Genomic DNA, 14,414 nt, shown 5'->3' on the forward strand with positions numbered 1-14,414 from the left:
CCGGTTAATATATGAAACTTTGTTTCTTGTTTAATGGGGAAACTATAAATCTGCGATTAAACAAGTCAAGTAATAAAAATAAACGTTGGTGTGCCATACCGCCGATTTTGCCATTTTTCTTGGTGAGGGGCGGCGCAGAGCAGACTGAAATATTAGTGTCATCAATGCCCGTTAGACTCGCGGCATCCTGGTATTACTGACTAAAAATCATGAACATAAAACTGACACTTGGCCGCAGAGTAAAACCTGCGACGGCGCTGCCGCGCGCGTTTGGCTTCGGCAAAAGCATGGGATTATTAAGCGGCGTAATTTGCGTTATTGCGCTATTTTCTCTGCTGCAATTGTTTTCCACCGTATTTATTTCCAATATTCTGCGTGATGCCAAGGTTAACCTGGTGACGGGCGACGCGTTGCATCGCCAGCAGGCGGCGATGGATCGTGCCAGGCTGTCGCTGTTGACGGCCAGCGACAGCCTGAACCGTGCGGGTATCTATTATCTGCAGGACCAAGCCACCGGCTCCGACGGCAGTTGGCACAGCCTGCTGGATGAGTCGTTGGCGGCGCTGCAGGCTTCCGAGCAGGCCTTCGCCCAGTTCGAACGTTTGAGCGTGGATGCGCCGGCGGCGGCGGCCCTGAAAGACGGCTATCGTCTGTTTTATGACGGCCTGAAAGAGCAGGCGCAAGGGCTGCAAGGCAGCAGCGGCATCGAGGCGTTTTTCGCCGTGCCGATCCAGGCGTTTCAGGCGGATTTCAACGAGAAGTATCTCGCTTATCAGGCGCTGAACGAACGGCGCGGCGATGACGTCAACGTGCGGCAATTGGCGGCGCTGGAGCAGGCCAAGACCTTTGCGCTCGGCGCGCTGGCCGCGTTGGCGCTGATCGCCGTTGGGGTGTGGTTCGCCGTCTCCCGCTGGGTGATCGCGCCGCTGCAGCGGGCGATCGCGCACCTCAACGTGCTGGCCGCCGGCGATCTTTCGCGGCCGCTGCCGTCTGAAAGGGCGGTTAACCGCGAGATGCGTCAACTGCAAACCAGCATCGGCCACATGCAAGGCGGCCTGCAGCGCTTGGTAAGCGAGGTGCGCGACGCGGCGAGCGGGATCCTGAATGGCGTCGGGCGGCTGGCGGACGGCAATCGACAGCTGACGGCACAGTCGGCGAAGCAGGACGGCGAATTGCACTTGGCGACCGAGCACGTGCAGCAGCTGGCGGCGCGGGTGGAAGAAAATGGCCAATACGCGCGGCAGGCCAGTGAACGCACTGAACAGGCCCGCCAGTGCGCCGGCGCCGGTGAGCAGATGATGCAAACCGTCAATGTCTCGATGCAAGGGATCGTCAACCAATCGGCTGAGATGCGCGGCATTGTGGCATTGATCGACAGCGTGGCGTTTCAGACCAATATTCTGGCGTTGAATGCGGCGATCGAGGCCGCGCACGCCGGCGTTCACGGCCGCGGTTTCGCCATCGTGGCTAAGGAAGTGGGCCTGCTGGCGCAGAAAAGCAGCCATTCGACGCGCGATATTCAGCAGTTGATCGGCCGCTCATTGCAGCAAATCGATCGAGGATCGCAGGCGGTGGATCTGTTGACGGGCAACCTGCGACAGATTATCAGTCTGGTGAACAAGTGCAGTGCGCTGATGGGGGAAATTTCGCTGGCGTCACTCAATCAGGGGGAGAGCATTCAGGACGTGACGGCGCGCATCACCGCGCTGAATCAGGTGGCGCGGCAAACCGGCAGCGTGGTGAACGCGGTGACCGAGGCTTCGCAGTTGCTGCAGGGGGAGTCGGAACGATTGGAAAAAGCGATGGCGCGCTTCAGGCTGCCTGCGCAATAAATACTTCTGGTGCAGGTTAATTAATAATAAAGCTGCGCTTAACGTTATTTATTATTGTTCCTTCCGAAGGACGTTCATCGGGATAAATAAAGCAGGCCGGCGCGCGTGAATTAACAAAGCGCCGGCCTGCTGAGATATTTTTAACGGAATGATTAACGGCTGGTCTGGTGGCCGATAATGCCACCCAGCGCTGCGCCGCCGAGTGTGCCCAGCGTGCTGCCGTCGGTCAATACCGCGCCGCCGACGGCGCCGACCCCCGCGCCGATCGCCGTGTTGCGATCGCGATTGGACATATGCCCACATGCGGTAACGGAAAGCGTTGCCATCACCACCACCAACACACCCGCGGCACGTTTAATATTCATAATGAGTTCCTGGTAAATTGGCGGATTAATGGATTAAAAATAATCCGATTAAACCGCCGGTAGAAGTTGGGATGAATGTATTCCTCCGTAAGAAAATCGAACAGGTAAAAATTCTTAATTTTGCGGCGGCGAAAAGCGTTTGCTCGCCGAATGTGCGGCCGCCGGCGAAACCGCGGGTCTATACTGAGAAGACGCCTCGCGGGGGACGGGGCGCACGTTGTGGAGGCCGCCATGTCCGATCTCGTTTCCGCATCCGGCAAGCCGGTGAAAATTCCCGGGCCGGATCATCCGATTACGTTAACTCGCCATCCCATGCGGGTCGTGGTGCACGCCGCCGGCCAAATCCTGGCCGACAGCCGCAACGCGCTCATTTTGCGGGAAGCCAACTATCCGCCGGTGTTTTACTTTCCGCGTGAGGATGTGAAGATGGCGCTGCTGCAGAAAAACCATCGCGTTAGCTACTGCCCTTATAAGGGCGACTGCAGTTATTTCGACCTCGCGCTGAACGGCCCGCAGGGGAACAATACGGCCTGGAGTTATGAAATGCCTTACAACGCCGTGGTGGCGATCAAGGAGCATCTGGCATTTTATGCCGATAAAGTGGCGGAGATCCGTACCGAAGCCTGAGCCGCCGTCGCTGCCGGGCGGGGGCTGGTTGACATTCCGCTAATCCCTACTCATTATGTGTATTACCGGAAATTGATACGCTTTCCTTATGTTTTAATCCGACATAAACGAAACTCTGAGCAGGTGCCAAGGTGTCTACCTCTACGCGATTTGCCGTTGCCATCCATATCCTGACCAACATCACGCTGTGTCGCGGCCAGACGGTGCGTTCCGAAGACATCGCCCGCAGCGTCAACACCAATCCGACGGTGGTGCGGCGCATCCTCGGCGCGCTGGCGGAAGCGGGGCTGACCTATTCACAAATGGGGCAAGGCGGCGGGGCGCTGCTGGCGCGGCCGGCGGAAGCGATCTCGCTGCTGGACGTGTATCGCGCGGTGGAGGATCAACCCTATTTCATGCTGCACCGCGCCCGGCCTAACGATGCGTGCTATATCGGCCACGCCATTACCCCGGTGCTGGAGCAAGAGTTCGCGCGCGTGGGGCATGCGCTGGAAGCCAGCCTGGCGCAGACCAGCATCGCCGAAATGGCCGGGCAGGTCGAGCGGCGCGCCGGCTATCCTTTCGCCCCCTGTTCGCCGCAATATCAAGCAGATACGCAATAAAAAATCCACGCCAATCCCTTTGCCGCACAGAGCATTTTTTGCATTGCGTTAATGTAATTGTGTAAGTTACATTAGCTCGCATCAAGTGTGATGTAGCTCACGTTTTAGACTGCCTCCCCACGATAATCAACCGATTAGCCGGAAACCTTTTCTTCCGGCGCAGATTCGCTGTGCTTAAAAACCAGGAGAGAACGATGTTAGAAATGCTTGAAAGCTTGGCCACCGTGGTGGTCCTGGTGCCGGTAATGGTGGCCGTACTGCTCGGCGCGATTTACGGCTTGGGTGAAGTGTTTAACGTCTTTTCCGCTATCGGCCGCAAAAACGGCTAAATCTGTACGCCAGGGGCTATCGGCCCCGGCTATTCGCAGTTTTCTTCTTCTCTCATGCTCATGATGATGGATGCGCCACGGCGTCGATCATGGTCATCAGCCCGTTGTAACCCATGTCGATATGGCGCATCCCTACGCTATGGTTTTGCGTACGGCGACCAGCGGCAAACTTTCCGACAGAAAATCGATCAGCGCTCGCACGGAAGGCAACATGCCCCGACGCGTCAGAAAAGCCAGATGAAATAGCAGCTCCACTGCTCCCCACTGCGGCAATACCACGCAAAGCTCATGCTTGGCCAAGGCTTTCAGGCAGGCGACGTCCGGCAGCATCGCCACACCGAGATCCTGAATTGCAGCCTGCAGCAGGGTTTCATAATCGCTGCTTATCAGGATCGGCTCGTGCACGATGGTCTTCTCTTCGCCGCTAACCCTGTGTTTCATCACCCAATTTGGCGAAGCGGCATTGGCGTCATAATGCAAGGTTGCATGCTGCAGCAGATCCTCCGGCGTGGCGATCGGTGCACGACGAGCGAGATACTCGGGGCTGGCGACCAAAATGCGGCGGCTGATACCGAGCGGTTTGGAAATCAAATCGGGGTCCTGCAGGATCGGTTCCCTGAGCCGCAACGCAATGTCGATATTCTCGATGCGCAAATCGACAGGGCGGTCCTGTGCGAGAACCTGTACGGATACGTGTGGATAGCGCACCATAAACTGCGGCAGATAGGGCGCGATATAAACCTGAGTAGCCAGAACGGGGCAACTGATACGAACCCGTCCGCGCGGCGTCCCGCTGGCCATATCTATCGTTTCTTGCGCCGCCAGAGCCTCGGCCAGCAGCCCGCGGCAGTGCGCGTAAAACTGCGTCCCCACATCCGTCAGCGAAACATGACGAGTAGTCCTTTGCAGCAAGCGCACGCCCAGGCGCTGTTCCAACACTTTTATTCTGGCGCTTAAACGCGATTTAGGGATCGCGGCCACGCGTTCAGCGGCGGAAAAACCGCCATTCTCCACCACCAGGGCGAAATAGCGCAGATCGTTCAAGTCATCAAAAACCGCCGCCTGTCCATGCATACCTATTGTCCGAATTTGAGTAACAGTGATTTCAAAATTAGCACATAGACGCTTTATTGTCCGATATGTAGCCTTAATTCGGACAGCAATCATTCGTTATGAGGTGAAAAAAATGCAAGCAATCGCGGTGGAATCGTTCGGAGCAACACCGACGCTAATGACGCTGCCTACGCCCCAGCCGGCGCGTGGCCAGCTGCTGGTCAAACTGGAGGCCAGCGGCATCAATCCCATCGATTGGCGGATCGCGCAGGGGATGTTGAAAGATCGCGTGCCCCACGTCTTTCCCTTGATTATGGGCGTGGACGGCGTTGGCACCGTGGCGTCAGTCGGCGCCGACGTTCAGCGTTTTCAGGTTGGGGACCGGGTGGTGGGGCAATTCTTGTTTGGCCAGGCTGGCAACGGCAGCCATGCCGACTATGCCGTGCTGAATGAAGAAGCCACGCTGGTGTTGTGCCCTGAAACGGTAGAGGCCGTTCAGGCCGCCGCGCTGCCTACGGCGGGCATGACGGCATTGCAGCTCAGCCAGCGGCTCGATATCGCGCCGGGCGGAACCGTGTTGATTATCGGGGCGACCGGCGGTGTCGGCACATTTCTGACCCAGTGGGCGGTGATGAAGGGGTTGCGGGTCATCGCCACCGCCAATCAGGATGCGCAGGCACATATGCGGGCGCTGGGGGCGGTGGAGACGCTTGACTATCATCAGACGCCGATCGACGCGTGGCTGGCGGCCCACTCACCACATGGCGTCGACGCATTAGTCGATTTGGTCAGCGACAGCACCGATTTTGCGCGCTACGTCACCCATGTTCGCCGCGGGGGCGTTGCCTTGAGCAGCGTGTGGGCGGCGCAGGAGCAAAGCCTGGCCGCGCGTGACATTCGCGGCGGCAACTTTGAAGTGCGGGCTACTGCCAACGATCTCGGCATCGTCTTGACGGCAGCCGCTTCAGGCAAGCTTAAGGTCACCATCGACCAGACGATGCCTTTGGCGCAAGGGGCCGAGGCACTCCTGGCCAACCGCGCCGGTGGCGCCCGTGGAAAAACGATTCTGGTGCGCTAGCGCGCCATCTTCTTGCCTGGCTGGCAACGCCTTTTTGCCAGCACACCATGACAGACATAAAGGGAAACACGATGAAAATTATCGCCGCCGTGGCTGAACGACCAAAAGAAGCGTTTATCGTCCGACCGTTGGAACTGGATACGCCGCGTGATGACGAGTTGTTGGTGAAAATTGTCGCTACGGGCATTTGTCATACCGATCTGGTGGTGCGCGATCAGATTTTGCCGGTACCGGTACCGATGCCGGTGGTGCTTGGGCATGAGGGCGCCGGTATCGTCGAACGGGTGGGGAAAAACGTCAGTCATCTGAAGCCCGGCGACAAGGTGATTCTTTCTGTGGGGTACTGCGGCCATTGCGCGCCGTGCGCTACCGGCATGCCGGTCTATTGTCACGATCATCAGGCCATCAACTGGGCGGGCAGCCGCCCGGATGGTTCGGTGAGTCTGCATGACGGCGCCCGCGCGGTGCATAGCCATTTCTTCGGGCAGTCATCGTTCGCCAACTATGCGGTCGTCAATCAAAGCAGCGCTGTTAAGGTTGCCGACGATGCGCCGCTGGCCGCGCTGGGGCCGTTTGCCTGCGGCATCATGACCGGCGCCGGCGCGGTGATGAACAGCCTGAAACCGGAGCCCGGCTCATCGATCGCTATCTTCGGCATCGGCGCGGTGGGGATTGCCGCCGTCGCCGCTGCGCGCGTCATGGGCTGCACCACCATCATCGCAGTGGATGTGCAGGTGGGGCGTCTGGCGCTCGCCGAACGCGTGGGCGCAACGCATATCATCAACAGCCGGGAGCAAGATCCTATCGAGGCCATTCGGCAAATCACGCAGGGAGAAGGGGTGCGCCATGCGGTCGAATGCTCGGGGGTCACCAGCGTCATGAAAGACGCCGTAAATGCGCTGCAGGAAATGGGATCGTGCGTGTTGACGGGCGTGCCTGCTCTCGGAGCGGCGTTGCCGCTGGATATCTTGCATTTGCTGCGGGGGCGCCTGGTGCGGGGCAGCATCATGGGGGATGCCGCCCCGAGCGTCTTCTTGCCGAAGCTGGTCGCGCTGTTCCTGGCGGGGCGCTTTCCGGTTGACGAAATGTATCGCTTCTATCCGCTGGAAGAGATCAATCAGGCGATTGCCGATACCCATGCCGGCACCACCATCAAAGCGATTCTGAAAATGCCGCACGTTTAATGCGCTGCGCAACCCACCTAAGGAGAATACTCATGACAAAAGCATCGCAACGTTACGATCATATTGTTATCGGCGCCGGATCTTCCGGTTGTGTATTAACCCGACGCCTGTTGGATGCCGGGCGCCGCGTCTTGTTGCTGGAGGCGGGGCCGAGCGATGACAAACCGGAAATTCATGACCCGATGGGTTCCATCGCGCTGTGGAATTCAGACGTCGACTGGGCGTTTACCACCGAACCGCAAATTTACGCCAATGGTCAGCGTTTGCCGTTTCCACGCGGCAAAACGCTGGGTGGCAGCAGCGCCTTCAATGGCATGATTTATGTGCGCGGCGCCCAGCAAGATTTCGACACCTGGGCTTACCTCGGCAATGCCGGTTGGGACTATCAAAGCGTATTGCCGCATTTCAAACGGTTTGAACAGTTTGCCGACGACAATGATGAGGTACACGGCGTCGCGGGCGAACTGCCCGTCACGCTGAATCCGCGTCCCACGCCGGTGACTCAGGCGCTGTTGGCGGCCGCGCAAGCGGCGGGCGTGCCGCTGAATCGCAATTACAATGACGGCCGTAACATGTGGGGGGCTTATCACACCTGGATCACCGTCAAAAACAACCGGAGAATGAGCGCCTGGGTCGCCTTCCTGGAGGAGTATCGTCATCATCCCGGCTTGACCGCCATAACCGGCGCGCATGTCACCGACATAGAGTTTGACGGCGAATGTGCAGTTGGGGTGCGCTATGTTCAGCAGGGCGAAGTTCACCTGGCTCATGCGGACCGTGACATCGTGCTGAGCGCCGGTTCGCTGTGCACCCCGCAGCTGTTGATGCTGTCGGGCATTGGGCCGGCGACGCACTTGCATGAGATGGGGATCCGCGTGCGTGTCGATCTGCCCGGTGTCGGACAAAATTTACAGGATCACGTGAATGTGCCGCTGGTTTGGCAATCGCCGCAGCCGGTTCCGCTTTCGGGCGCACAGGGGTTGGAGGCGACACTGTTCTGGAAAAGCCATCCGGAGATGATCGTCCCGGATATGCAGCCCATCTTAATTACGTTCCCGTATCCCGGCGCAAATGCGCCTGAGCACGGTTTCACCATCGTGCCGACCCTGCTGCACCCTTATAGCCGCGGCGTGGTTAAATTGCGTTCCGCCGATCCTTTTGCGCCGCCGTCTATCGATCCCTGTTTTCTGAAGGATCCGCGCGATCTCGAGCTGTTGGTCAAGCAGATCGCCTTTATTCGCGACATTGTCGAACGCCCAGAAATGGATGATTGGCGCTTGCGGGAGACGGCGCCGGGCGCGGACTGTGTCTCAGACGAAGCGGTTGCGGAATTCGTTCGCCGCAATGCCGTCAGCGATCACCATCAGGTGGGTACCGCCAAGATGGGCGTCGATGCGATGGCGGTGGTCGATCCCGAACTGCGGGTCTATGGCGTGCGTAATCTGCGCGTGGCCGACGGCTCTATTATGCCGCTGATCGTCAGCGGCAATACCAATGCGGCTTGCATCATGATCGGCGAGAAAGCGGCCTCGCTGATTCTGGGCGGTGAGTGATGAACCGGTATGCGCCGGTCCTGGGGTATCGGCTCCATGGACGCGGCGATCGCGGTGTCATCGTGCTGCATGGGTGGTTCGGCGATCATACCCTCTATGAACCGATGATGGCCTGCCTTGACGCCGCTTCTTTCACCTATGCCTTCGTTGATTTTCGCGGCTATGGGAGGTCGCGAGCGCTGAACGGCGCCTACACCACGGACGAGATGGTGGGTGATGTCGTGACGCTGGCCGATGCGCTGGAATGGCGACGTTTCGACATCGTTGGCCACTCGATGGGGGGAAAGATCGCGCAACTGGTTGCCGCGCGCCATCCCGAGCGCGTGCGCAGCGCCATCGGATTAACCCCGGTGCCGGCCAGCGGCTTGGAGGTTGACGCCGAGGCCTGGCGCATCTTCGAAGGAGCGACCACCGATGACGAGCATCGCAGAATGCTGGTTGATTTTTCAACCGGCGGTCGGCTGCCGCCGTGCTGGGTCGACATGATTGTGCAACGTTCGCGGGCGGCCTGCGATCGGGCGGTGTTCGCGCACTATCTCCAAAGTTGGGCGCAGGATGACCGCGCGGCAGAAACTCACGGTTGCCCGGTGCCGTTACTGCTGCTGATTGGGCAACACGATCCCGCACAGACGCTGCCCATCATGGAACGCACCTGTCTGACGTGGTTCGACAACGTGCAGTGCACGTTGCTGGAGGGCAGCGGGCACTATCCCATGCAGGAAACGCCAGTCTATCTGGCCCAGGTGATCGAGAGCTATTTACGCCATCAGCTCGCCTGACCCAAATGGAGCCGCCGCCTTGCGCGGCGCTCCCTTACTGGAGGTTCATCATGCAAACTGACCATTCAATAGCGTCAGACGTTGACGACAGCGCTAAACCCATCCACGGACTGCATCATTTCGCCTGGCGCTGCCGGAACGCGGAGGAGACGCGCCATTTTTACGAAGATCTGCTCGGATTGCCGTTGGTACACGTCATCAGAAACGATCGCGTTCCCAGCACCGGCGAATATTGCCCCTATGTGCATATCTTTTTTCGCATGAACGACGGTTCACATATCGCTTTCTTTGATCTTGGTGACGACACCGCCGCATTGCCGAGCGCCAATACGCCGGCATGGGTCAACCATATTGCGCTGCGTGTCGGCAGCCGGGCGGCGCTGGACGCCATGCACCGCCGCCTGGAAAAATCTGGCGTAGAGGTGTTGGGGGTGACCGATCACGATGGATATCTCGAGTCGATTTACTTTTTTGACCCGAACGGCTTCCGTCTGGAACTGACAACCGAAGTCGCGCCGGCGGCGGCGATCGAGGCGTTTGCACGAAAAGCCCACGATGAGCTGGCAAGATGGCATGCGGAGCGATCCGCACCAACAGCGAAGCGGGAGTAAGAACATGACAACCCATGTTAAACCCGCTTTACGTTTGGCGACGCGTGACAACGGTCGTCGCGATGGTGAGTTGGTTCTGGTGTCGGCCGACCAACGGCGCTGTCGGGCAATACCTGACATTGCGGCCACGCTGCAAGATGCGCTGGATGATTGGCGGGCAGTGGCGCCACGCTTGGTGCAGATGACGCATGAACTGGAAGCGACAGGGTGGGCGTCCGGAGACCGTTTAGACGCCGCTGCCTGCCTGGCACCGCTGCCGCGAGCCTATCAATGGGTGGATGCTTCGGTCTACCGACACCATGCGCAGCTGATGTATCGCTGGCGTAATGAACCGATACCTGCGGGGTATGAAGACACTCCGCTGGTTTATCAGGGAGGCTCCGACGTTATGTTGCCGGGGACCGCGCCGATCGAAGCTACGGACAGGGCGTTCGACGTCGATTTTGAAGCGGAGATCGCGGTGATCACGACGGATGTGCCGCTGGGGGCCACGCTGCAGCAGGCGATTGACAGCATCGCCCTGGTCGTCTTGTTGAACGACGTATCCTTACGCGGCTTGATCCCCAGTGAGCTGGCGCGTGGGTTTGGTTTCTACCAAAGCAAGCCGGCGACCAGCTTTGCGCCTATTGCGGTCACGCCGGCGGCGTTAGGGGCAGCGTGGCGAGGCGAGATGCTGCACTTGCCGGTGCGTATCGAACTGAACGGTAAATGGTTCGGTTCGCCTGAGGCGGGTGAAGACACGGTGTTTAATTTTGGGCAAATCATCGTGCACCTCGCGCGGACTCGAGCGCTGTCCGCCGGCAGCATTATCGGCGCTGGAACCATCAGCAACGCCGATCCGGCCGCCGGCAGCGCCTGCGTGACGGAAGCGCGTATCCGTCAGTCGCTGGCCGGTATGAGCAAACTGCAACCGTATCTGTCGCACGGTGACCGGGTGCGCATCGAAGTGCTGGATCCGCACGGATATTCGCCCTTCGGTGCCATCCACCAGCGGGTGATAATTCGGGAGCGGGGAGCGGCAAATACGCCCGATATCGGCATGGTTTGATTGGTCCCAAGGCGGCATGGCTCACCGGCGCGATTATTGATGTCGATGGCGGTTTTCAATTAATGCCCTGAAAGTCGAATTTTTTATTAATGACTCTCTCTTATTAACACAATGAGGTGTGATGATGTCTCAAGACGATACGATTTATTCCGGCTCTGATAACCCACGTCAGGTCGCTGAGTTCGTTTGCCACGCGGTCAACGGCTGGACGGAAGACCCGACGCGCATGCTTCCTTATTTTACCGAGGATGGTGGCTGGGACTTTCCTTTCGCTCCCGAAGAGTTTGGCTTGTTCTTTAAGCAGCTTCGGGGGAAAGAGGCGATGAAAACCTATTTTTCATCACTGACGCCATATATGGAAAAGCTGGATGTAGGCCCTGCGGAAAATTGGGGGGCTCATAAAATCAATGTCCCCTGGACCTATCTCTTTACTTACTCTGGAACCGCAATCATCAAACCGAGCGGTAAGCCTTACAAACAAGATTATATTTCCGTGGTGACACTGGAGCACGGGAAGATAAAGAATTACCGGGAGTATTGGAATCCCTATGTCGCCTTGGTCGATTTCGGTTTGGCGGCCCCGGTTGGTCACCCCTGAAATATCTGCTACTCACTGTCTGGTTATCGAGTTTCGTGTGAATAAATTCAAATAAGGTGGTCATGATGAATGCAAAAGAAGTTGTTGCCGCAATGTGGGATGCGTTAATGACGGCGGGCGATCCCAATACTATCGATACTTACGTGGATCCTCATTACCGGCAGCATAGCCCCTATGTAAAAGATGGTCCGGAAGGATTGCGCGATCTCCTCGCCACATTGCGACCGGATTATCGCTACGAGCTGGTGCGCATTATCGGCAACCAGGAGTTCGCGGTGATGCACGGCATACACCATAACTGGTTGAATGGCGTATTTACCGGCGGTGAGGCGGTCGTTGGTTTTGATATGTTCCGGGTTAAAGACGATAAAATTGCGGAACACTGGGATGCTTCCATCCCCAGATTGCATGTCAGCGCGTCCGGACGCAGTCAACTGGACGGGCCGACGGCAGTGGGCCAGCCGCAACTGACCAACGCCAGTCAATCCGCCGGTGAGGCCTACGTGCAAACGGTGCTCATTGATGGCCACAGAGATAAGCTGTCCATTTTGGTGCGAAGCGACGTCAAACAACATCGCCCAGAGGTCGATGATGGCCTTGAGGCGTTGCAGAACGCGTTGGCGGAAAGCCATCAACATTACGACAAGATCCTGCATGTTATCGCTGAAGGTGAGTTTGTGGCCGTGCACTCCAGTGGTAACGTTCGGCAACAACCGTACTCTTTCTGGGATCTGCTGCGTGTCGACGATCAGGGATTGATTGCCGAACAATGGCAGGTGGCGGCGGTCTACCCGGACGTTGTCGCTCATGACAACGGCCCCTATTAATCACTGCAGCGGGGTAACGGTGAAGTGCCGGGGCTAAGGGAGATGATTAAACGCCCGATGAGGTTCATCGGGCGTTTCTATTCCAGGGCCAACTCGGCCGCGTTACGTCGACTCGCCTCGCTACCGACGCCGCCGTTCAACGCCAAACTACCCTCGCGCGCCGTCGATCATCGCCATCACTTGCCGGAACATCGCGCTTTCCGCATCGGCGAGCTCGTTGACCAACGTAAAGTGATTGCAGTGGCGGTCTGCCAGCAGCTGGACGTCGAGACCATGCGCCAGGCAAGCGTCATAATAGGCCTGCGTCTGGTTTTTAAACCCCTGCGTTTCCCGCTGGCCGACGTCGAGCAGGATCTGCGGCGCATGGCCTTTCGGCGGCAGCAGAAACAGCGGGCTGAGGGTGTGCGCCTGCTCGGGCGTCAGGTGCAGCCAGTCGTTGATATAGATATCGCACAGCGGGCGCAGATCGTATAAGCCGCTCAGCGCCAACGCGCCTTTGATTGCATCGGGCGGCAGACGATAGCGTTGCTGCCAGCCGTCGGCGATCAGCATGCCGCACAGATGCCCGCCGGCCGAACTGCCGCTGACGAAAATGCGCGCCGGATCGATGCCGAATGGTGCCCCGTGATGATAAAGCCAGGCGACGGCGCTGCGTACCTCATGCACGATCTCCGCCAGCGTCGCTTCCGGCGCCAGCGTGTATTCCAACGTGGCGACCGCCACGCCGCGGCGGGCAAACGCGGCGGCCATCGAACAGGCTTCCTCTTTGCGCTGCGAATGCCAGTAACCGCCATGAATAAAGATCAGCAGAGGGGCGGGCTGAATGCTGGCCGGGAACAGATCGAGGCGTTCGGCGGCGCCCATGCCGTAGCGCAGGTCATAAATGCCCGGCGTCTGCGCCTTGGCGCGCTGGGCCAGCGCGGCGTATTCCGCCATGCAGGCGTCAAAATCCTCGACCGAAGCGCGGGCGTTGTATTGCACGGCGCGCGCGTTCAGGTTTTCAAACGTCAGATCGATGCTCATCATTTCTCCTGGTTGTTATGCGTTCTGCCTCCATCATTGTCCAGGCGGCGAAAAGATGTTTGATCTCCTGTGCGCGCCAATGCGTCTTCTCTGATGCCGTTTTCTGCTGTATATTGCTGTTTAATGCTTTTTATTGCGGGATAAACCATGCACAAAGCGGCGCGACAACGACATTTACTGGATTTGCTCAGCGAACGCGGGCAGGCGGCGGTAGCGGAATTGGCCAACGCCATCGGCGTTTCCGTTGATACCGTGCGCCGCGATCTGGCCGATCTCGAGCGGCAGGGGCTGGCGCAAAAACATCACGGCGGGGCGATCGTGCTTGAACCGTCCGGCATGCCGCGCCAGGCGCGCGCGGCGCTGTTGCCGCAGATCAAACAGCGGCTCGGCCGCGCGGTGGCCGCACAGATCCCGCCCGGCAGCACTCTGATGCTGGATGCGGGCAGTACGCTGCTGGCGGTGGCGCAAGCGTTGCGCGGCCCGGCCACGGTGATCACCGCCTCGCTGGATATCGCGCAGTGCCTGAGCGACAGGCCGGAGATCCAACTGATCCTGCTGGGCGGTCAGTGGGATGCGCGTCAACGGCTGTTCGCCGGCAGCGCCACGTTGGCGTTGCTGGCGCGCTATCGCGCGGACATCGCCTTGCTGGGCGCCTGCGCGGTGCATGCTCAGCTGGGGCTGAGCGCCGGCGAAGAGGCCGATGCCGAGGTCAAACGCGCCATGCTGGCCAACAGCGGTGAGCGCTGGCTGGTGGCCGACCATATGAAGCTGGATCGCTGCGAACCGCATCACGTTGCGGATCTGGCGCAGATCCAACGCCTGTTTACCGATCGCCCGTGGGACAACCTGGACGAGCAATCAATGATTGAACTTTGTGTCGTCGCCGACGACCGCTAGAGGAGAAC

General features: G+C 58.8%; 16 protein-coding genes. 13 read left to right on the forward strand and 3 right to left on the reverse strand.

What is annotated here, in order from left to right; translation table 11 throughout:
- Positions 1-209 precede the first annotated feature (209 nt).
- Complete coding sequence (locus tag AC6BYQ_RS00240; RefSeq protein WP_498056052.1) at positions 210-1,832, forward strand: methyl-accepting chemotaxis protein; 1,623 nt, start codon at positions 210-212, stop codon at positions 1,830-1,832.
- A 152-nt stretch (positions 1,833-1,984) separates the two neighbouring features.
- Here the strand turns inward: AC6BYQ_RS00240 and osmB are convergent, their stop codons facing one another.
- On the reverse strand, positions 1,985-2,197 hold the full coding sequence (osmB, locus tag AC6BYQ_RS00245) for an osmotically-inducible lipoprotein OsmB (protein ID WP_004940700.1): 213 nt from the start codon (positions 2,195-2,197) through the stop codon (positions 1,985-1,987).
- 231 nt (positions 2,198-2,428) lie between these two features.
- On the opposite strand from osmB, the gene AC6BYQ_RS00250 reads away from it, so the two are divergent.
- The 3 genes from AC6BYQ_RS00250 (at position 2,429) to AC6BYQ_RS00260 (ending at position 3,755) form a co-directional block, all read left to right on the forward strand.
- The gene (locus tag AC6BYQ_RS00250; RefSeq protein ID WP_063919442.1) at positions 2,429-2,824 is read left to right on the forward strand and encodes a DUF427 domain-containing protein; all 396 of its coding nucleotides are present in this window, start codon (positions 2,429-2,431) and stop codon (positions 2,822-2,824) included.
- A gap of 131 nt (positions 2,825-2,955) precedes the next feature.
- A complete protein-coding gene (locus AC6BYQ_RS00255) occupies positions 2,956-3,426 on the forward strand; it encodes an Rrf2 family transcriptional regulator (protein ID WP_019456309.1) in 471 nt (156 codons plus the stop codon).
- Between the two features lie 194 nt (positions 3,427-3,620).
- Complete coding sequence (locus tag AC6BYQ_RS00260; protein WP_019456308.1) at positions 3,621-3,755, forward strand: AcrZ family multidrug efflux pump-associated protein; 135 nt, start codon at positions 3,621-3,623, stop codon at positions 3,753-3,755.
- Positions 3,756-3,887: 132 nt separating this feature from the next.
- On the opposite strand, the gene AC6BYQ_RS00265 is transcribed toward AC6BYQ_RS00260, so the two are convergent.
- On the reverse strand, positions 3,888-4,829 hold the full coding sequence (locus tag AC6BYQ_RS00265) for a LysR family transcriptional regulator (RefSeq protein ID WP_498056053.1): 942 nt from the start codon (positions 4,827-4,829) through the stop codon (positions 3,888-3,890).
- Between the two features lie 112 nt (positions 4,830-4,941).
- On the opposite strand from AC6BYQ_RS00265, the gene AC6BYQ_RS00270 reads away from it, so the two are divergent.
- The 8 genes from AC6BYQ_RS00270 (at position 4,942) to AC6BYQ_RS00305 (ending at position 12,486) form a co-directional block, all read left to right on the forward strand.
- A complete protein-coding gene (locus tag AC6BYQ_RS00270; RefSeq protein WP_498056054.1) occupies positions 4,942-5,886 on the forward strand; it encodes an NADP-dependent oxidoreductase in 945 nt (314 codons plus the stop codon).
- Positions 5,887-5,957: 71 nt separating this feature from the next.
- Positions 5,958-7,070, forward strand: coding sequence for an NAD(P)-dependent alcohol dehydrogenase (locus AC6BYQ_RS00275; RefSeq protein ID WP_498056055.1), 1,113 nt, complete (start codon positions 5,958-5,960; stop codon positions 7,068-7,070).
- A 32-nt stretch (positions 7,071-7,102) separates the two neighbouring features.
- Positions 7,103-8,623 carry a GMC family oxidoreductase gene (locus AC6BYQ_RS00280; RefSeq protein ID WP_498056056.1) on the forward strand — a complete coding sequence of 507 codons (1,521 nt, stop codon included), beginning with the start codon at positions 7,103-7,105 and terminating at the stop codon, positions 8,621-8,623.
- Positions 8,623-9,402 carry an alpha/beta fold hydrolase gene (locus tag AC6BYQ_RS00285; RefSeq protein ID WP_498056057.1) on the forward strand — a complete coding sequence of 260 codons (780 nt, stop codon included), beginning with the start codon at positions 8,623-8,625 and terminating at the stop codon, positions 9,400-9,402. The genes AC6BYQ_RS00280 and AC6BYQ_RS00285 overlap by 1 nt, the downstream gene beginning before the upstream one ends.
- A gap of 50 nt (positions 9,403-9,452) precedes the next feature.
- On the forward strand, positions 9,453-10,013 hold the full coding sequence (locus AC6BYQ_RS00290) for a VOC family protein (RefSeq protein ID WP_498056058.1): 561 nt from the start codon (positions 9,453-9,455) through the stop codon (positions 10,011-10,013).
- A 4-nt stretch (positions 10,014-10,017) separates the two neighbouring features.
- Positions 10,018-11,061, forward strand: coding sequence for a fumarylacetoacetate hydrolase family protein (locus tag AC6BYQ_RS00295; protein ID WP_498056059.1), 1,044 nt, complete (start codon positions 10,018-10,020; stop codon positions 11,059-11,061).
- A 121-nt stretch (positions 11,062-11,182) separates the two neighbouring features.
- A complete protein-coding gene (locus tag AC6BYQ_RS00300) occupies positions 11,183-11,659 on the forward strand; it encodes a nuclear transport factor 2 family protein (protein WP_498056060.1) in 477 nt (158 codons plus the stop codon).
- A 62-nt stretch (positions 11,660-11,721) separates the two neighbouring features.
- Positions 11,722-12,486 carry a nuclear transport factor 2 family protein gene (locus AC6BYQ_RS00305; protein ID WP_498056061.1) on the forward strand — a complete coding sequence of 255 codons (765 nt, stop codon included), beginning with the start codon at positions 11,722-11,724 and terminating at the stop codon, positions 12,484-12,486.
- Positions 12,487-12,633: 147 nt separating this feature from the next.
- Here AC6BYQ_RS00305 and AC6BYQ_RS00310 read toward each other — a convergent pair whose 3' ends face one another.
- Positions 12,634-13,509 carry an alpha/beta hydrolase gene (locus tag AC6BYQ_RS00310; protein WP_019456304.1) on the reverse strand — a complete coding sequence of 292 codons (876 nt, stop codon included), beginning with the start codon at positions 13,507-13,509 and terminating at the stop codon, positions 12,634-12,636.
- 147 nt (positions 13,510-13,656) lie between these two features.
- Between AC6BYQ_RS00310 and AC6BYQ_RS00315 the strand changes: the two genes are divergently transcribed.
- On the forward strand, positions 13,657-14,406 hold the full coding sequence (locus AC6BYQ_RS00315) for a DeoR/GlpR family DNA-binding transcription regulator (protein ID WP_498056062.1): 750 nt from the start codon (positions 13,657-13,659) through the stop codon (positions 14,404-14,406).
- Positions 14,407-14,414: the final 8 nt, after the last annotated feature.

This window comes from Serratia sp. LTN-2, from assembly GCF_059740205.1.